Here is a 22808-nt window from a genome sequence, read left to right on the forward strand (position 1 = left end):
AAAATGGCAAGTTTGAAAGGGGAATATGGAGTGGGAAAAGGGTTAGAAGGCAAACGTATTGTGATTGCAGGCTCTAGAAAAACAGAAGAAATGAGCTTGATTATTGAAAAGCAAGGAGGACTGCCGCTTGTTCGTCCGCTGCAGGGAACGGTGTTTTTAGCGGAAGAAGAAGTGGGAGCCGAGATAAAAGAGCTGATCAGCCAGCCGGCTGATTGGATGATTTTTACGACTGGGATTGGGACGGAAGCGTTAGTAAATGCTGCCGAGAAGCTTGAAATAAAGAGCGAATTTTTACAAGTTATCGAGCAGGCCAAGATAGCTGTTAGAGGGTATAAAACAATCGCTGCTTTAAAGAACCTGGGCATCACTCCCGACGCCGTGGATGATGATGGCACGACGGCTGGTCTGATTCGGGCGCTCTCAAAGGAAAGTTTTATGAATAAACGAGCAGCGGTACAGCTTCATGGCGAAAAGGCTCCGTCGTTAACAGCGTTTCTAAACGAAAAAGGAGCTACTATCCATTACTTGCTGCCTTATCGCCACCATGCACCGGATGAAGCAGTAGTAGAAACATTACTGGATGAAATGGTACACAAAGAAGTAGACGCTGTGTGCTTTACAACAGCTGTCCAAGTGCGTTCACTATTTGAGTATGCGAGAAAAGAAAATCGTCAGGCAGAACTTCTCGCTGCCTTTGCCTCCAGTACGGTAGCTGGTGCAGTAGGGAAAGTAACAGCCGAGGCGCTGACAGAAGAAGGGGTTACCCGAATGATCGTACCAGAGCTTGAGAGAATGGGTGCGATGATTATGGAGTTATCCAAGTATTATCAAAGTGAAAAGTAACTAAAAATAGATGATAAATCGGGAGCTGGCGGATGTCGGCTGAGAGTGCAGCAATGCCGCTGCAGACCGTGCGAACCTGTTGGATAATGCCAGCGCAGGGAATGTGACGATGAAAAGAGCACGTGCGCCGGTCCCGTGCTCTTTTATGTATTTTTAAGGAGGCTATTTTGAAAGGAGTGGAGGAAATGAATACCGAAACGATTACTCAAACACTTATACAAGTAAGAAGACAACGTCCGCTTGTACACAATATTACCAATGTCGTTGTTACTAATTTTACAGCAAATGGATTGCTTGCTCTTGGTGCTTCCCCCGTTATGGCTTACGCAAAAGAAGAGGTGGCAGACATGGCCAGGATTGCAGGAGCGCTCGTATTAAATATTGGCACGTTAGACGAGGAAAAAGTAACCTCTATGATTCTAGCAGGAAAAGCGGCTAATGAGGCGGGAGTGCCAGTGATCTTTGATCCGGTCGGCGCGGGGGCAACAGCTTACCGGACAGCGACGGCTGCTAGAATTATGAACGAAGTGAAGGTTGACGTATTGAGAGGAAACGCTGCGGAGGTAGCCAATGTAACTGGAAAGCAATGGGAGATTAAAGGAGTAGACGCTGGAAGCAGCGCTGGGAATACGAGAGAACTCGCAAAAGAAGCAGCTAGCAGATGGCAAATGACGACCGTTATTACGGGAGAAGAGGACGTCATTGCTAGTCAGGATTCATTGCTCCTTGTTCGCAATGGTCATCCGATGCTGACCAAAGTGACAGGAACTGGTTGCTTGTTAAGCTCTGTCATCGGTGCGTTTTGTGCAGTAGAACAAAACACTGCTGTAGCAGCGGCAAGTGCGGCGGCGGTTTATGGCATAGCAGCCGAGGCCGCAATGAAAATGAACGGCGAGGAGGGACCGGGCAGTTTTCAGGTACAGTTTCTAAATCAGTTGGCCAAGGTAGACGCCGAGAAGATTGAAGCCTTTGCTAGGATAGAAACATTTAATTAATGGAGGTGGAGAAAATGAAAGTAAGCAAGGCGTTGACGATTGCCGGTTCTGACAGCGGCGGAGGGGCCGGAATTCAAGCAGATTTAAAAACTTTTCAGGAGCTTGGTGTATTTGGAATGTCCGCCCTAACAGCTGTAACAGCTCAGAATACACTTGGTGTACATGGAGTCTATCCAATGACTGCCGCAGCCGTGGAGGCGCAAATCGAAGCAATTGGACAAGATATGGGAACGGATGCTTTAAAAACAGGTATGTTGTTTAGTGGGGAGATTATACAGTCTGTAGCGAAAAAAATTGAAGAGTTTAGCTGGAAAAAGGTTGTCATTGATCCTGTCATGATTGCTAAAGGCGGCGCTTCATTGCTTCAGGAAGAAGCGATTAGAGCGATGAAAGAATCCTTAATACCGCTAGCTGCGGTTATCACGCCTAATATTCCAGAGGCGGAAGTGCTGACAAACATGCTTATTCAATCAATTGAAGATCGTAAACGTGCAGCCAAGAAATTATATGAACTAGGTGTGAAGAATGTCGTCATTAAAGGCGGACACTCTGATGATGGGGAGACGTTGATCGACTTGCTTTATGATGGAAGAGACTTTCTTTATTTCACGAGCAGAAGAATTCAGACTAAAAATACCCACGGAACAGGCTGTACATTCGCTGCAGCTGTCACAGCTGAGCTGGCTAAAGGACAGGATGTAAAGGAGGCGGTCGAATTGGCAGTAAACTATGTACATGCGGCGATTGAAATGGATCTACAGATCGGAAAGGGACATGGTCCTACAAATCATTGGGCATTTAAAAGAAAAGAGGCAGCTGCTGATGCAATATACAGATAAAAAAAATTTAAAAGATCAGCTGCAAGTTTATTTCATTATGGGCAGTCCTAATTGTTTGAAAGACCCAGTCCTCACTCTTAAAGAAGCGATTGCAGGCGGTATTACGTTTTTTCAGTTTCGTGAAAAAGGAACCGGTGCTTTGACGGGTGAGGAAAAAATAAAGCTCGCTTCTGAACTTCAAGAGATTTGCCGTGATCATTCAATCCCATTTATTGTAAATGACGACGTAGAATTAGCCGTCAAATTAGAAGCAGACGGTGTACATATCGGTCAAGGTGATGAAGCACTTCATGTCGTTCGTGAAAAAATGCCTGGAAAGATTATTGGCCTATCAGCTCATACGATGGAAGAGGTAAAAGCGGCAATCCGAGAAGGAGCAGATTATGTAGGAATTGGTCCTATTTTTCCGACTTTAACTAAAACAGATACGAAGCCGGTGCAAGGAACAAAACTAATCGAGGAAATCAGGTCATCCTCTCTATCCATTCCGATTGTTGGGATTGGAGGCATTCATGCAGGGAACGCCGTAGAGGTAATAGTAAATGGGGCGGACGGCGTTTCCGTTATTACAGCGATCAGCCAGGCGGCATCTCCAAAAGAGGCAGCAGCACAACTAAAAAAAGTTGTTTTAGAAAAAAGAAAATAAATCATATCACTGCTTTGAGTAAAGAGTTTTCCTTATTCAAAGCAGTTTTTTTAAGAGAGGCTCGACGCCTATGTATAATTTTGTCGAATAATTTTTGCTGATATCAGATACCAACTCCTACATAATAAAGAAAAAAGGGAACGGTGATGGTTGAAATGTGTGCGGAACAGGCTGCCGCGAAGTGGTTTGCGGATAAGGCAAGAACGATATTGCTGCTATTAGATGAACAGGGGAAGATAAAGTACGCCAATCGAGCTTTTAGACAGCTTATGACAATTCCTTATGCCACTCACACCGACCAGTCTCTTTTTCATTTTATCCACGAGGAAGATAAAGAAGAAGTGAGAAAGCGCCTTTTGCTTTTTGGTGAAGATTTGCCGTTTGCACCATTTACGAGCCGACTTCGCCATGATAGTGGAAGATACGGACATTTATTTTGGCAACAAGCTGAAAAAACAAAAGAAGGATGGATACAAGTGATGGGTGAGTCAATTCAGGAAAACAACAGAGGCTGCCAGAAGGAAGGAAGCTGGCTGCATTTTATCGCGAATCATACCGAAGATCCGGGATATATAGTTGATTTACGCGGACGAGTTATCCTCATAAATGAATCATTTGAACAGTTATATGGGTGGAAGAAGCATGATGTAATGGGCAAAATTTCTCCGATTGTACCGGATGAGTGCAGACAAGAATGGTTTGATAAGATTGAAAGCGTATGCCAAAGCAAAAAGCCTATTACATTTCAAACGATAAGGAAAAAAAGAGATGGAACTACCTTTCCAGTATCTGTCACACTATCTCCTATTTACGAGCGAACTGGCCGCGTTTTCTTATGTCTAGCTTTAACGAAAGACTTGACTGAATATTTCGAAACAAAACTTTTAGTCGAACAACAAAATAAAGTAATTGCTGAGCGGGAAAAACTGTTATTAGATATTACAGAAAACATTACGGAAATGATCAGTCTGTTTGATTTGAAATTGAATAAATTTCTTTACATCAGCCCGTCCTATGAACGGTTTTTTAATACGCCTCTCGAAAAGTTATATGAGAATCCTGGAATTATTCTGGAAAATTGTCATCCGGAGGACTATGAGGGGGTGGTGAAGTTCCTCTGTCATCCGACCAATGAAGTAAAAGAGCTTGAATATCGAGTATTACGGAATAAAGAGGGAGAGCCAGGATGGTTACATACTAAAATCACCCCGATTTGGGATGAAGATGGAACGATCAGTCGCTGGATTAACATCAGCCGAGATGTCACAGACTTAAAGAAAAGAGAACTCATGATCAGAAAGTGGGATAAGTTAAGTGCTGTTGGCCAATTAGCAGCAGGGATTGCCCATGAAGTTAGAAATCCTCTTACGTCAGTGAAAGGATTTATGCAGCTGCTAGCCCAGGAAACGAATAATAAATACACGGATATTATTTTATCAGAATTGGAAAGAATCGAGTTTATTATGAATGAATTTCTAGTGCTGGCCAAACCACATCAGGATATACAGATGAAGCTAAGTAATATGAATGAAGTGCTAAGGGAAGTTGTAGAGTTTATGAGGCCGGAAGCACTTTTATACGGTGTCGATATTCATATGCATTTCGATGAGTCTCTGCCTTTAGTGTATTGTGAATCTAAGCAGATTAAGCAGGTGATTATTAATTTAATAAAGAATGCGATTGACGCGATGTCTGCAGGAGGGAATATTTACTTAAAGACAGGCATGACTGATAATGAACAAGCGGCTATTGAAGTGAGAGATGAGGGAGCTGGTATGTCAACTGAGCGATTAGAGCGTCTAGGTGAGCCGTTTTACTCAAACAAAGAAAAGGGGACAGGGCTGGGCTTAATGATGTGTTATAAAATCATTGAAAATCACCAAGGCACAATTCAATTTGCAAGTACGGAAGGAGAAGGCACAACTGCTACCGTTCTTCTGCCGTTTTCTCATAGTGATCAATAAATAGGGGCCTGAATAAAGGCTTCTGCCTTTTTATTTTTTCACATTTCTTGCAGCGGCCAAAAGAATGCCTGTTTTTCTTTTGAAAAATGAAGAAGCGGCTCTTGTTGAAAATAAGCGCGTGACAGAAAAGCGGCTGTTGTATGATGAAAAATAACGGCTTCTGCTTTTTGTAATGTCCATTTCGTATGGTGAATATCTCCCCGGTATAATTTTTTTCTCCTCTCAGCAAAGAGGCAGTAGCGCTCTGCTGCCCAATACTCAAACGTTCCCCTATCTGCTAAATACGGAGGGGGCGATGGTTTGTAAGCTACATCTAATTCTTCTTGATTTTGTCCAAAAGAATAAGAACTCTGAAAGTGGCAGCTGTTATCCATGACAGCTGTCATATTTGCTTGGCGAAAAGGTAAAGAATAAAAAAGCCGGGCACCCAAAACAGATGGCAAATGGTTCACATCTAGATTAAAAAAATAAACACCTGGAACACCCTTATAGATCACATATGTTCGAACATTTAATTGAAGAAATGAGCGTAAGAATGGAAGGGATGGCAATCCGCGAAAACGCATATCGAATACCGTAAACGGAACAATCCCCAGCCAAGCCTTTCTATCATATACATCAATTTGCAGAGAGGCAGGAAGAAAGGGTTTTAGAGCCTCAGGATGAATCGGCCAGTGCATAAACAGCAAATCAGCCCACGTTTGCGTCATGACCCAAGGAGAAGAAGGAAGCGGAAACGGCCGGTGTTTCAAATGGAGGAAGGCTTCATGCATCCGGAATGCTCCTTTCAGTGAACGAATGTTTTATCTTTAGTATTGCCCCAGTGACGATTTTTTGAAACGCTATTTCCTTTTTGTTCTCCTTCAACGTTTAGGATGAAGTAAATCATTTTTACTCATACTACATAATGAATCAGCATTTTATAGAAGGGGGTGCGACATGCTGACAGCAGAACAGTTATCAAAGCTGCGTCTTCAGCTCGAAAGAGAAAAACAAGAGCTGGAGGAACGCTTTGCAACCAATGAACATTTTGGTTTTGAAAGAGCCCACTCTCACGAATCAATGGGAGAGTTGTCATCCTATGATAATCATCCGGCTGATGAAGGAACGGAGCTATATGAAAGAGGAAAAGACCTAGCACTAAATGAGCATGAGGAAAATCAATTAAAGAACATTGTGCGGGCACTTGAAGCGATGGATCGAGGGGAATATGGAAAGTGTGAAGTTTGTGGAAAAGAAATCCCGTTAGAGCGTCTTGAAGCAATCCCTACGACCGCTTACTGTATTGATCATTCACAGAACAAAATCATCTCTCATGATCGTCCGGTAGAAGAAGGAGTGCTTATGCCGCCGTTTGGCAAGTTTGATTTTGACGACAGTGCCGATGAATCGGTCGCTTTCGATGCAGAGGATTCGTGGCAGGAAGTAGCCAGATGGGGAACATCTGAATCTCCATCCGATTTTATCGATCCGCCTGATCATTATAATGACATGTATATTGAATCAGACGAAAACATTGGCTACGTGGAAGACTATGAAAACTTTGTTGGAGTCGATATTGAGGGAAAAAATATTACCGTCTATCCAAACGAACAACATGAAAAATATGAAGAAGAGCTAGATGAAGAAGACATTATGACGACCTTTGGCGATTTGCCAGCATTTGAGCATGACCCTTACGTAGAAGAAAGAGAGAGGCGAGAATAGTGGTTAATTGGAATTTTGACTCATTTAGAAAACAGCAGGCAAAACATAAATCCGTATATGTGGGAAGTACAAAAGAAAGCCCGGCTATCAACGATGAACAGGCGAATGGCCAGGGCAATACGGATAGATCACCAGGGGCTACAGGCAGAGAGCTCAAAAGATAATAAGAAAGGGCTAGGCCAACAGCATCGAAATAGATGCTGTTGGACAGTCCTTTTTTATGATTTAACTTAAGCCACTTCACTTTCCTTAGAATGCACTTTTTTCATAAAAGCATTTACATCTGCTGGCACTTTCCGATCAAGCTTCGAGACAATGTATACGGTTAGAAAGCCAACTGGCACTGTGATAATACCAGGTACTTTAAATTGCAGGGCCGGCGGAAGGAAAGAGGCAAAGAAAATCATGAACATGGAAACGATAAGCCCGACAAGAAGTCCCGCAATCGCTCCTTTTTCTGTCATTCCTCTCCACCAAATGCCAAATAAAAAGATCGGTGTAAATGTACTGGCTGCTACCGTGAAGGCGAGAGCAACAAGATGTCCGATAGAAGCTTCTTTTACTAGCAAGCCGAGTAATCCGTATAAAACCCCTAACACTAAAATAGCCATTTTTCCGGCAGCGACACGTTGCTTTTGTGTTAATTCCTTTTTAGAAAAGGAAGCATATAAGTCATGGGCCAGAGCACCTGAACTAGCGATAAATAATCCAGAAAGGTTTGAGAAAATAGCTGCAAATGCGCCAGCAATAACGAGACCGAGCAGCCACTTGCCGCCGAGCACCTCGGCAATGGACGGTACAACCATATTGTCGCCGCCTGTTACGAGGTTTTTCATCACTTCTGGATTTAAGTTTCCATCCAAGAAAAGCGCGCGTCCGACAACACCTAGATAAACAGCAAATAAAAAGAATACACTGGCAATCCCGATCGCCATGAGAGCGGATTTACGCGCTGCTTTCGCACTAGGGTTTGTGTAGAAGCGCAATAAAATATGCGGGAGCCCAATCGTTCCAAGCGACAGACCAATAATGAGAGAGACCGTATGCAGAAAGTTAGGTGTTAATACACCGGAAGTAGCCCAAGCCTGACCATTTGCAGCTATGTCTTTACCATCTTCGGTAAAAGCCGCTGTGTTAGAGACTGAACCGGTGAAATTAGTAATGGCAGACAAGATTTTATCATAGTGCAATCCTCCATAAATGGCTGCACCGACCATTAAAATAAAGGCGCCAAGACGAATCCACAGCTCGAGAGCCTGGTTTAAAGTTGTTCCTTTCATTCCACCGACTCCGACATATAAGATCATTACAGAGCAGGTGAAAATAATGCCAAATTCATAGGAAGTCCCAAAAAACATGCTTAAAATTTGAGCAGCGCCAAGCAGCTGAGGAGCAGCATAAAAGCCAGAAATAGACAGGACAACAAGAACAGCTACTAACCGAGCGCGCTTACTGTGGAAACGGTAAGCAACAAAATCGGCTACTGTGTAAGCGCCAAATCGTCTAAGCGGTCCGGCAACAAAAATAGCGAGAAGAGTTAAACCGATTGAAAAACTGAACGTATAAAAAGCCCCATCATATCCGATGGAAAAGGTTAAGCCGGCAAGCCCCAAGAAAGTCGCGGCACTTAAATAATCTCCGGCGATAGCCGAACCATTTGTGAACCAGCCAAAGGAACGTCCGCCGACGAAAAAGTCGCTGGCACTTGAATTTTTCTTCGATAGGTAGGTAATGTACACAATGGTCCCCATTAAGATGAAGGTAAAAAAATACTTTGGCTCCAGAAAAGTCGATATCATGCGCTAGTACCTCCTCTATTGTTTGCCGGCTCCTCTAGATGAGAAGCTGCATCATAAAGAGCGAGTCTCTTTTCATAGCGTTTTGTATGAATATAAGCAATTAAAAAGGCCATCACCATTCCGACGATCGTAGTTAAAAACCACGTAACCGACATGCCGCCCCAAAACTGGCCAAAAGCAAAATCTTTTAAATACCAGTTAATGATGGGGATGAAAAAAATAAACACATAGTAAATCGTTGAAAGGCCGATTCCCGTTCGAAGTTCAGACTTCATAATATGACGCGTTTCCTTATCAAGCGGCGGCAGACTATCTGCATCCATTGTGCCCAGCGGCTGATCTGTCATTTCATACTCTTTATTCAAATCGCATCCCTCCTTGCCATTAGTATACTAAGGAGAAGGATGTAATCCCTTACAATTTGTTGTCTGAATATTATAAAAAATTGCTTGTTTTTGATAATATTGGATGCTAGAATGTGGGGGAGAAGGGAGATAGCGAATGAAATACACGATTTGTCTTGAAAATATCGATTCAACATCTTATCCTTTGTTAAAAAAATGGCTTAAGGAAAAATACGAACAGCAATTTTTTATTCAGACGGACTCTTATAGCGGCAAAGCAACACATATTAAAATCTTCCAAATAAGCGAGTTAAACGATTGGCTGAAGGTATATCGCCTAATGAAGCGGCAAAATTGTTTTTACATACTATTACTAGATCAAAGATGGCAGCATACTTCACCATTAGCTATCCGGCTGCAAGCACATTCTCTCGTATTCAATCCCGTAAAAAAATCAGCTTTTATTCGGAGCATGGATGATGTATTAAAGCTGCTGAAGAAAAAGCCGGCTGTACATTTTCAATTAGAGGGAGAAAAAATCATCTCCGCAGGTCATACAGTGGAAAATGAACCGCTGGAGAACTATGTTCTGAGACAGCTTTTACATCAAAATATTCAATCTGAGAATGTCATGATGGATGCCCTCTCTATTTTTAAGAAGAATACATTTCCTAATGCTGTCTGCTATGTGGAGGGCTTTGCTCATTTAGACTGTGACCCCGCTGATGAAAATCATTCTAGTCAATTAATTTGCTCCTATTTCAATCAGGTTTTTGCTGGAAAAGTATCGCGTTTATATTTTATTCCCCTCCGTAAATCTATGCTTGTATTGTTTCGGCAGCCCGAAAGCATTTGTTCCTTAAAAGGCTGGCAGGAAGGAAGAAAGTTATTCGAAAGAATTATAGAAATTCTATTAACAAAGCATCGGATCCAAATTTATATAGGTGTCGGTTCCCTTTACAATGATCCCCATCTTCTTCACCACTCTTTTAGAGAAGCGGAAATCGCCAGGAGCTTGCCGCCATTCCATGAGGTCTCCCTTCGTTATTACGAAGAAATTTCTAAGGAACCGGACATCAAAAAAAGCACAGCTTTTATTCATACTCATTTTGGTGAAGAAATGACAGCAAAGGATGTAGCAAGGCACGTAAATTTAAGCTACTCCCACTTTATCCGATTGTTTAAAAAAGAAACAGGAAATAATTTTTCAGGATATGTTACGTTTGTTAGATTAAGAAACGGAGTACGAATGCTCAGACAAACAGGTTATACAATAGAGGAAATTGCCGACATGACGGGATTTAATACACCTAATTATTTTAGTTCAACATTTAAAAAGTTTGTTGGAGCAACGCCAAGAGACTTTAGGCTGACGAAAGAAATCGTTTTTGTATAGAAACCAACTGGTCGGTTTGGGGGTGTTTCAATTAGCTTAGCAATGTGTAAGATAAGAGTACGATAAGGTTCTTGGTTGGAAGCTATCCTGTAAAAGGGCGGCTTCTTTTTTTATGTTTTTATTGTTCATCTCTTGCTTAATTTCTATTTTTGTTGGTTAAGAGGTATGGAAAGGCAAAGGCAGGCTTTTCCAGGTTATTTAGTGACTATTCATAGAAAACTAGTTGTAATTTTCAGACTTCTATGCTAATCTTTTTTTAAAGAAATTTATAGAAACGCTGTTGCGTAATAAGAAACAAAGGAGCGGTGTGAAAATGAGTTACGTAAAAGTTGGGTCCTTGCAAGTTGATCAACAGTTGCTTCACTTTATTAATAATGAGGTACTGCCAGGAACAGGGGGAGAAACAGAAGAGTTTTGGGAAGGTTTCAGTAAAATTGTAGCTGAACTAACACCGAAAAATCAGGCATTATTAAAGAAACGGAATGAATTACAGAGAAAAATTGACCAGTGGCATAAAGACCATTCATTTCAGTCAGATCAATATAAGGCTTTCTTAAAAGAAGTTGGCTACATTGAGCCAGAGGGGGAGGATTTTCAAGTAACAACAGAAAATGTTGATGAAGAAATCGCTCTCCAGGCTGGACCGCAGCTTGTTGTACCCGTAAACAATGCCCGCTATGCGATTAATGCAGCCAACGCTCGTTGGGGAAGCTTATACGATGCGTTATACGGAACAGATGCGATTTCCGAGGAAGATGGCGCTGAGAAAAAAGGAAATTACAATCCGATAAGAGGAGAAAGAGTCATTGCATTTGCACGTGATTTTCTTGACAAGGCCGCACCGCTTGAGAGCAATTCCCATAAAGAAGCTGCTAAGTATGCAATTACAGATGGAGAGCTAGTTATCACGTTAAAAGACGGCAGTGAAACGAAATTAAAAAATAAGGAGCAGCTGCAAGGCTTCCGTGGACAAACGGATGCTCCTTCTGCTGTACTCTTAAAAAATAACGGTCTTCATTTTGAAATTCAAATTGATCAAAATCACCCGATTGGGAAAACCGATGCAGCAGGCGTAAAAGATATTCTCATGGAGGCGGCCCTTTCAACTATTATGGACTGTGAAGATTCGGTGACGGCGGTTGATGCAGAAGATAAAGTGCTTGTGTATCGTAACTGGCTTGGGTTAGCCAAAGGTGATTTAAGTACTTCATTTGAGAAAAATGGCAAGAGCATGACACGTCAAATGAATGAAGACCGTTGTTATACAGCAGTAGACGGAAGTACCTTCAAGCTTCCGGGCCGTTCATTAATGTTTGTCCGCAATGTCGGCCACTTAATGACGATTAATGCGGTACTTGATGAAAATGGCAACGAAGTATTTGAAGGCATTCTTGACGGAATCGTGACAAGTGCAATCGCTAAGCATTCTATTTGTAGTAACGCTAAGCTAATCAATTCTCGCAAAGGCTCTATTTATATCGTTAAACCAAAAATGCATGGATCCGAGGAAGTAGCGTTTGCCTGTGAATTATTCGATCGAATTGAAGATTTATTAGACTTAGAAAGAAACACAATAAAAATCGGCGTAATGGACGAGGAGAGACGGACGTCTCTGAACTTGAGAAACTGTATTCGGGCATCTAAAGACCGAATTGCTTTCATAAATACAGGCTTCCTTGATCGAACAGGAGATGAGATTCATACTTCAATGGAAGCGGGACCAGTCATTTGCAAAGGAGATATTAAATCTTCTGTCTGGCTTTCGGCTTATGAGAAGTCCAACGTTGCTGAAGGGCTTGCAGCAGGCTTGCAAAACCATGCTCAGATTGGCAAAGGCATGTGGGCTATGCCGGATCTGATGGCTGCTATGTTGGAGCAAAAAATCGGCCACGTAAAAGCAGGAGCCAATACAGCATGGGTTCCTTCGCCAACAGCCGCTGTACTCCATGCCCTTCATTATCATCAAGTAAACGTAAAACAAGTACAAGATGAAGTAAAACAAACGAAGCAAGATTACACCGATGATATTCTGCAAATCCCGCTTGAGAAAAATCCAAGCTGGAGCAAAGAAGAGATTCAACGAGAGATTGATAATAATGCACAAGGCATTCTTGGTTACGTAGTCCGCTGGGTTGAACAAGGGGTTGGTTGTTCGAAGGTGCCGGATATTAACAACATTGGCTTAATGGAAGACCGGGCCACGCTCCGCATTTCCAGCCAGCATATTGCTAACTGGCTGCGTCATGGCATCTGTACAGAAGAGCAGGTGATGGAAACGATGAAGAGAATGGCCCTTGTTGTTGATAAGCAAAACGAGGGAGATGCCGGTTACCGTCCAATGGCGCCAAATTACGAGGATTCCGTAGCATTCCAGGCGGCATGCGATCTTGTATTTAAAGGCTGTGAGCAACCGAATGGATACACAGAGCCTATCCTGCATCAGCGTCGCCTTGAGGCAAAAGAGAAATATAGTGTTACTCAATAAAATCTCCTGTATACAGGGTTTATTATTTAGGAAGAATAAGAGATAATAAGAAAGGGCTGGCCTGTCGGAGGCCAGCCTCTTTGGCGAATAAAAGAGGTTTATTAGCATTTTTTATTTTTATTGAAAGGAGCCTGTCAATTGGAAAGAGAAAATGTAGTAAAGTCGGTTGCACGGGCCCTTGATATTATCGAACTTGTAGGTCGATCAAAACAGGGGCTTGGCGTGACAGAAATCTCCAAACAAATCGATATTAATAAGAGCTCTGTTTTTCGTACGTTAGCGACTTTAAGCCAGTATGGTTATATAGAACAAAATGACGAAACCGGAAGATACCGGCTTGGTTACAAATTTCTTGATATCAGTTCAAGATTGCTTGACTCACTTGATGTCCGAGCTGAGGCACAACCTATACTAAGGGAGCTTGAACTGGAGACAAATGAAGTGGTGCATCTAGTTGTATATGATCAGGGAGAAGTGGTATACATCGAGAAGCTGGATGGTAACGAAACGTTACGCATGCATTCTAAAGTCGGTAAGAGGGCACCTGTTCATTGTACTTCAGTTGGCAAGGCTATCCTTTCTCATTTGCCAATGGCTGATGTGCTGTCTACGATTGAGAGAAAAGGGTTGCCGGCACATACTTCTCACACTATTGTCGAAAAGGAAGTTTTTTTAAATGAGCTGGCAAAGGTGAAAGAAAGAGGATATGCGCTTGATCTGGAAGAGAATGAAATCGGCATTCGCTGTATAGCAGCCCCTGTTTTTGATCATACAGGAAGTGTAGCAGCAGCTGTCAGTATTTCCGGTCCGACACTGCGAATGACAGATGAAAGACTGGGAGTTTTAAGTAAGCGGATGATCCAGGCTGGAGAAGCGATTTCCAACCGGCTTGGCTATCAGCATTAATCGATAAAAAAGCATCCAGAAGTTAGGTTTCTGGATGCTTTTTTATGTTTCTATTACATTTCAAGAGAATGCTCTTTGTGAGGCTCTTTTGCTGGTTTGACACGCTTCATAAAGAAGGCAAGAATGAGCGCCACGAGAGCGATATACACGGAAATCGTGAAAGAAAAGTTAATGCCGTGAAGCATCGCTTCATTCATAATGTGTGCTTTCATCTCAGCCATTTGAGCAGGATCTGGCTGGGTCCCAGCAGGCATTTCTTTCATCGCTGCTTCAGCTAACTTTTCAGCTTCTGACTCCGTTCGATTTTGCATCAGTGTGACGAGAAAAGCGGAGCCTACCGCACCGGAAACTTGTTGAAGCGTGTTATTCATCGCTGTGCCGTGCGGATTCATGCTTTGTGGAAGCTGATTTAAGCCATTCGTCATGACAGGCATCATTACCATCGACATACCGAACATCCGCAAAGTGTAAAGTATCATTAAATAGCTATAGGACGTATCAAGAGTTAGGTTACTGAACAAGTGAGTGGTGTAAATTGTTACAATGAGTCCGGTTACCGCTAAGATACGCGCACCAAACTTATCAAACAGCTTACCGGTAATAGGAGACATGAGTCCCATCACAAGCGCCCCCGGCAGCATAAGCATGCCAGAGTGAAGCGGAGAGATTCCACGCAATGTCTGTACATAAATAGGCATTAACAGCATGGCCGAAAACATCGCCATGGATAGCACGACAGATATCGCTGAAGAAAGGGCAAACATAGGATAGCGATAAATTCGAAACTCCAAAAGCGGTTCATCTAGACGAAGCTGACGGAAAATGAACAGCAATAAACCGATAAGACCGACAGCAATAGGAATGTCAACATAGACAGAGTCCCATCCTTTTTCCCCGGCGGAGCTAAAGCCATACAATAGTCCGCCAAAGCCAATACTTGATAAAATTAATGAAAGAATATCAAGCTTAATGTTTCGCTGAGGAGTAACATTTTTCAATTTAAAGATGGCAAACAATAGGGTGATGGCTGCGATTGGGATGACAACATCAAACAAGGTGCGCCATGAATAGTGTTCAATCAGCCAGCCTGACAAGGTAGGGCCGATAGCTGGTGCTGTAATCATCACAAGTCCGAATAGTCCCATAGCGGCTCCGCGGCGTTCAACAGGGAAACTAAACAGCATAACATTCATTAACAATGGCATCATGATGGCAGATCCCGATGCTTGAATCATTCTAGCGGCAAGTAATACGCCGAGCGAAGGAGCAAAAGAGGCAAGCACGGTTCCAACTGTAAACAAGCTCATCGCTAAAATGAAGAGCTTTCTATTTGTAAATTTTTGAATAAAAAAAGCACTGGCTGGAATGAGGACACCGTTCACTAGCATGTAACCGGTTGACAGCCATTGAACAGCTGATGCCGATGCATCAAACTCCTTCATAATAGATGGAAGTGCGACGTTCAAAAGAGTCTCGTTTAAAATAGAGACGAACGCACCAACAAATAAAATGGCAATCATTCCATACGGAGGCTTTTCCAAGGCTCCTTGTGTATTCATACATTTTCCTCCCATACAAGGTGTATAATTTTTGAACTATAGTTCTAACAGATTTCAATCATATACCGATAGTCCAAAAAAATCAATAAAAAATATTACTTTATTAGAGGGTTTGATTCTTTTATTCATATAAGATACGATGGAATTATACAGGTAGTACAACTAAAGAAATTCAGGTGATGAAATGAATGATCGTAAGCGTCAAGTTATGATAGCGGCTCACGCACTTTTTGTAGAAAAAGGGTTTAATGCTACTTCTATTCAAGACATTTTAGATGAAAGCCATATATCTAAGGGTACTTTTTACAATTATTTCACTTCTAAAAGTGAGTTGTTAATTGATATTTTCGAAAGTATTAAGGTCGAAATAAGAAAGCGTCGGATGGCCATACTTGCGGGGCGGCCAGTGTCAGACTGTAAAGGGTTCAGCGATCAACTTGCTGTTACGATGGAAGTAAATAAGCGGAATAATTTATTTGCCCTATATCAAGGGGTGTTCGCTTCTCAAGAGGAAGAGCTAAAACAATTTGTGAAGCGCCATTATTTAGAAGAATTGAAGTGGATGCAAGGCCGTGTAATTGAGCTTTACGGTGAGGCAGTGAAGCCGTATTCTCTAGATCTTACACTTGTTTTTTTAGGAATGATCCAGCAGATTATTCATTTATCGATGGTCACGAAGAATGAGTTAATTGATCTCAAGGAGATTATCGCTTATGGACTGCGTCGGATGGATACAGTAATAGAAGACGTGCAAAGGAATGAAGATATTTTGATTGGCGTCCATTTCATTGAGAAATGGTTTCCTGAATCCACGCTTTCTAAGGAAAAAAAGAAGAGAGCCATTATGAAGCAAATCAGCTCGATGCAAAAGGAAGCTGCCCCGAAACAAAGTGAACTGCTGACTTTTGTACAAAATGAAATAGGCAGTCTAGAGCCTCGCATGGCGATCATAGAGGCGGTTGTTCAAGCAATGGATGGCGGGGAGACGCTGGCAGGATTGATTACCGACTATTTAAGGTAGTCCAGCAAACTCCTTATATTAAAAGAAAGGAAGGGAGGAGCATACAATGCGCAATGTATTTGAATCATGGAAGGTAAAGTTTAACGAAAGAGGGTTTCCGCATATTCAACAGGCCTTCGTTCTGCCGCCGGATAAAATGTATGAAATGGATCCTTTTATTATGCTGGCTGAAGATTGGTTTAAGAGAGGAACATTCTCTGATCATCCGCATAAAGGATTTCAAACGGTGACATATGTGATCGATGGCCGGCTAGAACATATTGATAACAAAGGTGGAAGAGGCATTCTTGGACCGGGTGATGTTCAATATATGAATGCAGGGGCCGGAGCACGGCACGCTGAAGAAGCGGTCGGTGACGATATTGTTCATTCCCTGCAACTGTGGCTGAACTTGCCGGCTGAACTGAAAGAATCGAAACCATTCTATCAGGATATTTATGCAGAAGACGTGCCAGTAAAAAAGATAGGATCTGCCGCTGTTCGTCTTTTTGCTGGAGAAGGAGGCCCAATGAAGCCGCTCGTTCCTTTTTCTATGGTGGAAATCAACCTGCCTGCCAATGAAACGTATACCCATGAGCTGCCGAATGAAGACACGGCTTTCCTATACGTGCTGGGTGGACAGGCATCATTTGGCGAAACAAAAGTGATTCTCAAACAAGGACAGGCAGCTAATTTAACAAAAGGAACAGCTTTTCGGATAGAAGCTTTAGAGCGAACGAGGGTCCTTCTTTATTCTGGTCAGGCACATGGTGATCCTATCGTAGCACATGGGCCATTTGTGATGAATTCCCGCGAAGAAATTCGTCAGGCTTTTCAGGATTATCAAGAAGGGAAGTTTGGCCCGCCAGCAAATTGATAAAAAGAAGCAGCCCGCGCTCTGTATATAACAGAACTGTGGCTGCTTCTTTGTTCCATTAAAAAACAACTTCAGCTGGCTGAACTTGAATAGCAGAAAGCTGATAGGTTTTCGTGCGTAAGGAATCAATATCAATATTTTTGCGGGCAACGCCTGATTCGATCGCGGCACGTGCCACAGCCGCTGCTACTTCAGGAGCAACCCGGGCATCAAAAGCAGATGGAATAATATAATCTGCTGCCAGCTCATTGTCAGAAATAAGTGAGGCAATAGCATAGGCTGCCGCTACTTTCATCTCTTCATTAATGTCGGAGGCACGCGTATCAAGTGCTCCTCTGAAAATGCCTGGGAAGGCAAGGACATTGTTTACTTGATTCGGAAAGTCTGACCGGCCTGTACCAATCACTTTTACACCCGCTGCCTTCGCTTCATCAGGTGTAATCTCTGGATTCGGATTCGCCATCGCAAAGACAATTGGATCTCTTTTCATCGTACGAATCATGTCAGGAGTTAATACTCCTGGGGCGGAAACACCGATAAAGACATCACTGTTTTTCACTACTTCCTCTAAAGTACCCTCTTTCCGGTCAGGATTCGTAAAGGCGGCTACGTCTTCTTTGATTGGATTCATTCCGTACGGGCGTCCTTTATAAATAGCTCCTTTCGTATCACACATGATGATTTCTTTTACCCCGAAATTGTTTAACAGCTTGGTAATAGCAATCCCAGCTGCGCCTGCTCCATTAATAACCACTTTAATCTCATTAAAAGACTTGTTAATGAGTTTAAGTGAATTAATCAAGCCAGCGAGTGTTACAATGGCCGTACCGTGCTGATCGTCATGAAACACAGGAATGTTCAACTCTTCTTTCAAGCGCTGTTCAATGAAAAAGCAGTTAGGTGCTTTTATATCTTCAAGGTTAATTCCGCCAAAAGATGAGGTGAGCAGCTTCACTGTCTTAATGAACTCTTCAGGGTCGCGCGTGTCAAGGCACAGAGGAAAGGCATCCACACCAGCAAAGTTTTTTAGAAGTATGGCTTTTCCTTCCATAACTGGCAAAGAAGCATCTGCTCCGATATCTCCAAGCCCCAATACAGAAGTACCGTCAGAAATTACAGCTACAGTGTTCGCTTTCATTGTGTAATCGTAAATTGTTTCGCTGTTAGTTTGAATGGCAAGACAGGGCTCAGCGACTCCAGGGGAATAAACGAGGCTCAAATCCTTTAAATTTTTAACGTTTAATTTAGCCTTCGTTTCCAGCTTTCCCTGATGGCTTCGATGAATTTCTAGTGCTTCTTCTTTTAAATTTCTCATAATCTCCTCTTCTCCTTAATTAATAAGCCGTGATGTTTTTCAGTTCGTTTCAAGAAGTAATGTGTTTTATTCTATAACATCCCGAAAGGATAATCAACGGAAAAATCAGAAAATTTAATTAAATGTAAAAAATTTTTAGTAAACAATTGACTTTCTATGCATACAGTATATAATACAAATAAATCCGATTAGATAAATATGATTAATTTAAAAAGACGGTGATCTTATGTTCTTACACATAGATGGTATTAATAAGCAGTTTGTTAATAATAAAGTAGTTAATGATGTACTGGTTGATGTAAACACTACGATAAATGAAGGGGAGTTCGTCTCCATACTTGGTCCTTCAGGCTGTGGGAAGTCAACGTTGTTATCGATGGTAGCGGGCTTAAGTGAAGCGACTTCCGGTGAAATTAAGCTCGAAGGGAAACCAATTAAAAAGCCGGGGAAAGACCGGGGGATGGTGTTTCAGCAAGCCGCCTTATTCCCGTGGCTGAACGTAGAAGAAAATGTCATGTTTCCTCTAAAAAAGGAAATGAGCAAAAAAGAGGCGAAAGAAACGGCGCGTAAATTTTTACAAATGGTGCAGCTTTCTCATTACGCCGGCCATTATCCTCATGAGCTGTCAGGAGGAATGCAGCAGCGTGTAGCTATTGCCAGAGCGCTGGCTATGAACCCAAAAGTACTGTTAATGGATGAACCATTTGGTGCATTAGATGAGCAGACACGGGCGCGCATGCATGCAGAGCTTGAAAAAATTTGGATTGAGACACGAAAAACGATTTTGTTTGTTACTCACAGCATCTCGGAGTCTATTAAGTTATCAGACCGAATCATCGTCATGGGTACACAGCCAGGAACAATCATTGCGGATATTCCAGTAGATATCCCAAGACCAAGAAGGTTTGATCAAAAAGAAGTGATCCAGCTTGAAAAGAAAATTAGCTTGCTATTAAAAAATGAAATTGACAAAGTAGTAAAAGAGGAACTAGCCTATGCAGCGAATCATTAAACAACTTGTTTTCTTTATCGTTTTATTAATTGCTTGGGAAGGAATCGTGCGGGCAGGCGGCTGGACGCCGGATGTCATGCCAAAGCCGACAGATGTTTGGCAGGCACTCGTTCGCGGATTTGAAGACAAAACATTAATTTATGACTTAATAGCAAGCTTTGAGCGTCTATTTGTCGGGTTGCTTATTTCTCTCGTATTGGGAATTGGCATCGGCATTTTATTAGCTAAATCAAAAACCGCCGATGAAACACTTGGTTCACTTATTTTGGCTCTCCAAAGCGTACCGAGCATCGTATGGCTGCCGCTTGCTATTATGTGGTTTGGCTTAAATGAAAAATCAGTTATTTTCATTGTCGTTCTTGGCGGTACACTTGTGATGACGATCAATATGCGAATGGGCATTAAGAGTGTAGCTCCGCTTTATATTCGGGCGGCGCAGACAATGGGATCACGGGGAATTGACTTGTTCATGAGAGTGATCTTCCCAGCGTCTATTCCTTATGCTGTCACTGGAATAAGGCTTGCCTGGGCATTTGCGTGGCGGGCGTTGATGGCTGCTGAAATTTTAAGTACAGGGCCAGGACTAGGCTATACGTTAAAGTATGCCTCTGACTTCGGGGACATGAGCCTCGTGATTGCTGTCATGATTTTAATTGGCGTCATTGGAAGCATCGTCGATTATGCATTCTTCCAAAGAGTGGAGAAAAATGTTATGCGGCGCTGGGGACTTGAAACAAATTAATATTTTTAGTTAATGGGGGAAACAACATGAAGAAGAAGCTTGGCTATGTTGGCTTCATTATGCTTTTGCTAGTTGGTGTATTAGCCGGCTGCAACTCGGCAGAAGAGGGAAAATCAGAAGGCAAAAAGAAAGTGGTCATCGGTTATTTTCCAAACCTTGACCATGTACCGGCTATGATCGCCAGAGAAAAAGGGTACTACGAAGAAGCGCTTGGCAAAGACGTGGATGTTGAATATAAATCTTTTCCAGATGGCGGAGCCTTTATGGTGGCATTGAAAACAGGAGACGTTCAGGCGGGGCTTGTTGGGCCTGGTCCGGTTATGAATAACTTTACGAATGGAGCCGACGTGAAAATTGTGGCCGGCAGCTCTTCAGGCGGTACGGTTATCGTTGCTCGTAAAGGCAGCGGCATTAATTCAGTTAAAGACTTTGCCGGTAAAACATTTATCACTCCTGGTGTGGGTTGTACACATGACGTGCAAATGGAAACATTTATAAAAGATTTTGGGCTTGAATCAAATCGTATTGGCGGCAGCTTAAAGCACACGACTGGAAAGCCAGCTCAATATGCCGGTTTATTTGAATCTGGTAAAGTCGATCTTGCGGCTGTTCCTGAACCTTGGGGCTCTTTGCTCGTGAAAGAAGAAGGAGCAAAAATTATTGTAGATAGCGACGAAATTTCTTTTGGTACAACACTGCCTAACTCTGTACTTGTGACAAGCGGCAAATTAATTAAAGAGGATCCAGAGCTTGTGCAGCACATTGTAGATGCTCATAAAAAAGCAATCGATTTTATTAACAGCAATCCTGAAGAGGCGAAGAAGCTAACGATTGCAGCGATTAAAAAGGATACGAAGCAAGAACTGGCAAAAGACGTTGTCGATAGTGCATGGGAAAGAATTACGTACACAGCAGATGTGAATGAAAAAGTTGTGCAAGAGTTTGCTAACTCTTCTTATGACTTGAAATTCTTGAAAGAGCAGCCTGATTTCGATGCATTGATCGATAAACAATTTGCGAAAAAATAAAATATTAGAAAAACTCTTGTCATTTCGATCTTTTTACTGTACATTTAAAAAAAGTCAAAATTTTATAAGTTCTTATCAAGAGAAGCGGAGGGACTGGCCCGATGATGCTTCAGCAACCGGCTGCGTAAAGTCAAGGTGCTAATTCCAGCGGGATCCATCCCGAAAGATGAGAGGAAGATATTAAAAAGCCTTCTTCTTAAGAAGGCTTTTTATTTTTAGGCATACATAAAGGAGAGAAGAACATGTCACATACACACATCGATACAGTGCTAGCACAAATTGGAAATCGCAGTGAAACAGCAACAGGAACAGTCAATGCACCCGTTTACTTTTCAACAGCTTACCGTCATGAGGGAATTGGACGTTCAACGGGTTATGATTATATCCGCACAGGAAATCCAACACGGCAAATTGTAGAGCAAGCCATTGCAGATTTGGAAGGCGGCGATGCTGGGTTTGCTTTTTCATCGGGGATGGCGGCGATCCAAACTCTGCTGGCATTGGCTGAACCAGGGGATGAGTGGCTTGTTTCCGCCGATTTATATGGCGGGACGTATCGCTTATTTGAGAAAGGGTGGAAAAAGTTTGGACTGTCATTTGTCTATGACAGCTTTCAAGATATCAACGAAGTGAAGAAGAAAATAACAGAAAAGACAAAAGTCATCTTTCTTGAAACACCTACTAATCCGCTCATGCAGGAGGTAGAGATCGAGTTGGTGGCAGGATTAGCGAAAGAGCATGGGCTGCTGCTCATTGTGGATAATACGTTTTACACGCCATATTTGCAGCGTCCGTTAACGCAAGGAGCTGACATTGTCATCCACAGTGCGACGAAATATTTAGGCGGGCACAATGATGTGCTGGCCGGCTTGATTGCAGTGAAAGGAGAAAAGCTGGCCTTGTCGGTAGGAGAAATGCAGAATGCTATTGGAGCCGTTTTAGCACCGCTTGATTCCTGGCTGTTAATCCGCGGTATGAAAACACTGAGCCTGCGTATGAAGCAGCACGAGCAGAACGCAAAACAAGTCTCAGAATTTCTGCGATGTTGTCCGGAGGTGACAGATGTTCTCTATCCGGGACGAGGAGGAATGCTATCATTCCGCTTAGAGTCGGAAGTGTGGGTGGATGACTTTTTAAGAAGCTTGAATCTAATTACGTTTGCTGAAAGCCTCGGTGGAGTAGAGAGCTTTATTACGTATCCAGCGACACAGACACACATGGATGTCCCGGAAGAGATGCGGATTCAAAACGGTGTCTGTAACCGGCTGCTTCGTTTTTCAGTAGGAATTGAACATGCAGAGGATTTAATTGCTGATTTAACACAAGCGTTTAACAAAATGAAGGGGTGAAG

21 protein-coding genes and 1 riboswitch are annotated in these 22808 nt (G+C 42.5%); of the genes, 16 read left to right on the forward strand and 5 right to left on the reverse strand.

The features are described 5' to 3' along the window. Positions 1 to 30: 30 nt before the first annotated feature. The 5 genes from AC623_RS04985 to AC623_RS05005 all read left to right on the forward strand — a co-directional run bounded on the left by AC623_RS04985 (position 31) and on the right by AC623_RS05005 (position 5287). A complete protein-coding gene (locus tag AC623_RS04985) occupies positions 31 to 843 on the forward strand; it encodes a uroporphyrinogen-III synthase (RefSeq protein ID WP_049666263.1) in 813 nt (270 codons plus the stop codon). A gap of 185 nt (positions 844 to 1028) precedes the next feature. Continuing rightward, positions 1029 to 1838 (forward strand): hydroxyethylthiazole kinase, encoded by an 810-nt coding sequence (gene thiM, locus AC623_RS04990; RefSeq protein ID WP_049666267.1) that lies wholly within the window; start codon positions 1029 to 1031, stop codon positions 1836 to 1838. Positions 1839 to 1852: 14 nt separating this feature from the next. Continuing rightward, positions 1853 to 2677: a bifunctional hydroxymethylpyrimidine kinase/phosphomethylpyrimidine kinase gene (gene thiD / locus AC623_RS04995; RefSeq protein ID WP_049661135.1), complete on the forward strand. Its 825-nt coding sequence runs from the start codon at positions 1853 to 1855 to the stop codon at positions 2675 to 2677. After that, positions 2661 to 3323, forward strand: coding sequence for a thiamine phosphate synthase (gene thiE, locus AC623_RS05000; protein ID WP_049661140.1), 663 nt, complete (start codon positions 2661 to 2663; stop codon positions 3321 to 3323). The genes thiD and thiE overlap by 17 nt, the downstream gene beginning before the upstream one ends. Before the next feature lie 146 nt (positions 3324 to 3469). Then, a complete protein-coding gene (locus tag AC623_RS05005) occupies positions 3470 to 5287 on the forward strand; it encodes a PAS domain S-box protein (RefSeq protein ID WP_049661146.1) in 1818 nt (605 codons plus the stop codon). A 38-nt stretch (positions 5288 to 5325) separates the two neighbouring features. Here the strand turns inward: AC623_RS05005 and AC623_RS05010 are convergent, their stop codons facing one another. Further along, positions 5326 to 6060: a YqjF family protein gene (locus AC623_RS05010; RefSeq protein WP_049661149.1), complete on the reverse strand. Its 735-nt coding sequence runs from the start codon at positions 6058 to 6060 to the stop codon at positions 5326 to 5328. A 166-nt stretch (positions 6061 to 6226) separates the two neighbouring features. Here AC623_RS05010 and AC623_RS05015 point away from each other — a divergent pair, with 166 nt between their 5' ends. Together AC623_RS05015 and AC623_RS21355 are read left to right on the forward strand one after the other, a co-directional pair. Further along, entirely contained in the window at positions 6227 to 6994 is a 768-nt protein-coding gene (locus tag AC623_RS05015; RefSeq protein WP_049661154.1) for a TraR/DksA C4-type zinc finger protein, read from the forward strand. Continuing rightward, a complete protein-coding gene (locus tag AC623_RS21355; RefSeq protein ID WP_156186995.1) occupies positions 6994 to 7158 on the forward strand; it encodes a hypothetical protein in 165 nt (54 codons plus the stop codon). The genes AC623_RS05015 and AC623_RS21355 overlap by 1 nt, the downstream gene beginning before the upstream one ends. A gap of 66 nt (positions 7159 to 7224) precedes the next feature. Here the strand turns inward: AC623_RS21355 and AC623_RS05020 are convergent, their stop codons facing one another. Both AC623_RS05020 and AC623_RS05025 read right to left on the reverse strand, forming a co-directional pair. Further along, positions 7225 to 8793 carry a sodium/solute symporter gene (locus AC623_RS05020; RefSeq protein ID WP_049661157.1) on the reverse strand — a complete coding sequence of 523 codons (1569 nt, stop codon included), beginning with the start codon at positions 8791 to 8793 and terminating at the stop codon, positions 7225 to 7227. Further along, positions 8790 to 9158, reverse strand: coding sequence for a hypothetical protein (locus AC623_RS05025; protein WP_231603377.1), 369 nt, complete (start codon positions 9156 to 9158; stop codon positions 8790 to 8792). The genes AC623_RS05020 and AC623_RS05025 overlap by 4 nt, the downstream gene beginning before the upstream one ends. Before the next feature lie 136 nt (positions 9159 to 9294). Between AC623_RS05025 and AC623_RS05030 the strand changes: the two genes are divergently transcribed. From AC623_RS05030 to AC623_RS05040, 3 genes are all read left to right on the forward strand, one after another. Continuing rightward, a complete protein-coding gene (locus AC623_RS05030) occupies positions 9295 to 10533 on the forward strand; it encodes a helix-turn-helix domain-containing protein (protein WP_049661160.1) in 1239 nt (412 codons plus the stop codon). Positions 10534 to 10846: 313 nt separating this feature from the next. Next, a complete protein-coding gene (locus AC623_RS05035) occupies positions 10847 to 13018 on the forward strand; it encodes a malate synthase G (protein ID WP_049661163.1) in 2172 nt (723 codons plus the stop codon). Between the two features lie 138 nt (positions 13019 to 13156). Further along, positions 13157 to 13924, forward strand: coding sequence for an IclR family transcriptional regulator (locus tag AC623_RS05040; RefSeq protein WP_049661166.1), 768 nt, complete (start codon positions 13157 to 13159; stop codon positions 13922 to 13924). Between the two features lie 53 nt (positions 13925 to 13977). On the opposite strand, the gene AC623_RS05045 is transcribed toward AC623_RS05040, so the two are convergent. Next, positions 13978 to 15483, reverse strand: coding sequence for a DHA2 family efflux MFS transporter permease subunit (locus AC623_RS05045; RefSeq protein ID WP_156186996.1), 1506 nt, complete (start codon positions 15481 to 15483; stop codon positions 13978 to 13980). Between the two features lie 184 nt (positions 15484 to 15667). Here AC623_RS05045 and AC623_RS05050 point away from each other — a divergent pair, with 184 nt between their 5' ends. Both AC623_RS05050 and AC623_RS05055 read left to right on the forward strand, forming a co-directional pair. Further along, positions 15668 to 16504 (forward strand): TetR/AcrR family transcriptional regulator, encoded by an 837-nt coding sequence (locus AC623_RS05050; protein ID WP_049661174.1) that lies wholly within the window; start codon positions 15668 to 15670, stop codon positions 16502 to 16504. A 46-nt stretch (positions 16505 to 16550) separates the two neighbouring features. After that, a complete protein-coding gene (locus AC623_RS05055; RefSeq protein ID WP_049661181.1) occupies positions 16551 to 17360 on the forward strand; it encodes a pirin family protein in 810 nt (269 codons plus the stop codon). A 58-nt stretch (positions 17361 to 17418) separates the two neighbouring features. Here the strand turns inward: AC623_RS05055 and AC623_RS05060 are convergent, their stop codons facing one another. Further along, a complete protein-coding gene (locus AC623_RS05060) occupies positions 17419 to 18675 on the reverse strand; it encodes an NAD(P)-dependent malic enzyme (RefSeq protein WP_049661183.1) in 1257 nt (418 codons plus the stop codon). Positions 18676 to 18901: 226 nt separating this feature from the next. Here AC623_RS05060 and AC623_RS05065 point away from each other — a divergent pair, with 226 nt between their 5' ends. The 4 genes from AC623_RS05065 (at position 18902) to AC623_RS05080 (ending at position 22806) form a co-directional block, all read left to right on the forward strand. After that, positions 18902 to 19687, forward strand: a complete 786-nt coding sequence (locus AC623_RS05065) for an ABC transporter ATP-binding protein (protein WP_049661186.1) — start codon at positions 18902 to 18904, stop codon at positions 19685 to 19687. Beyond that, the gene (locus AC623_RS05070) at positions 19671 to 20429 is read left to right on the forward strand and encodes an ABC transporter permease (protein ID WP_049661189.1); all 759 of its coding nucleotides are present in this window, start codon (positions 19671 to 19673) and stop codon (positions 20427 to 20429) included. Before AC623_RS05065 ends, AC623_RS05070 begins: the two co-directional genes overlap by 17 nt. A gap of 26 nt (positions 20430 to 20455) precedes the next feature. Further along, a complete protein-coding gene (locus AC623_RS05075; protein WP_049661192.1) occupies positions 20456 to 21457 on the forward strand; it encodes an aliphatic sulfonate ABC transporter substrate-binding protein in 1002 nt (333 codons plus the stop codon). A 69-nt stretch (positions 21458 to 21526) separates the two neighbouring features. Beyond that, a riboswitch (SAM riboswitch) is annotated at positions 21527 to 21630 on the forward strand. A 69-nt stretch (positions 21631 to 21699) separates the two neighbouring features. Further along, complete coding sequence (locus tag AC623_RS05080; protein WP_049661195.1) at positions 21700 to 22806, forward strand: methionine biosynthesis PLP-dependent protein; 1107 nt, start codon at positions 21700 to 21702, stop codon at positions 22804 to 22806. Positions 22807 to 22808: the final 2 nt, after the last annotated feature.

Origin of the sequence: Bacillus sp. FJAT-27231 (assembly GCF_001183975.1) — a bacterium.
GTDB lineage: Bacteria > Bacillota > Bacilli > Bacillales > Domibacillaceae > Pseudobacillus > Pseudobacillus wudalianchiensis.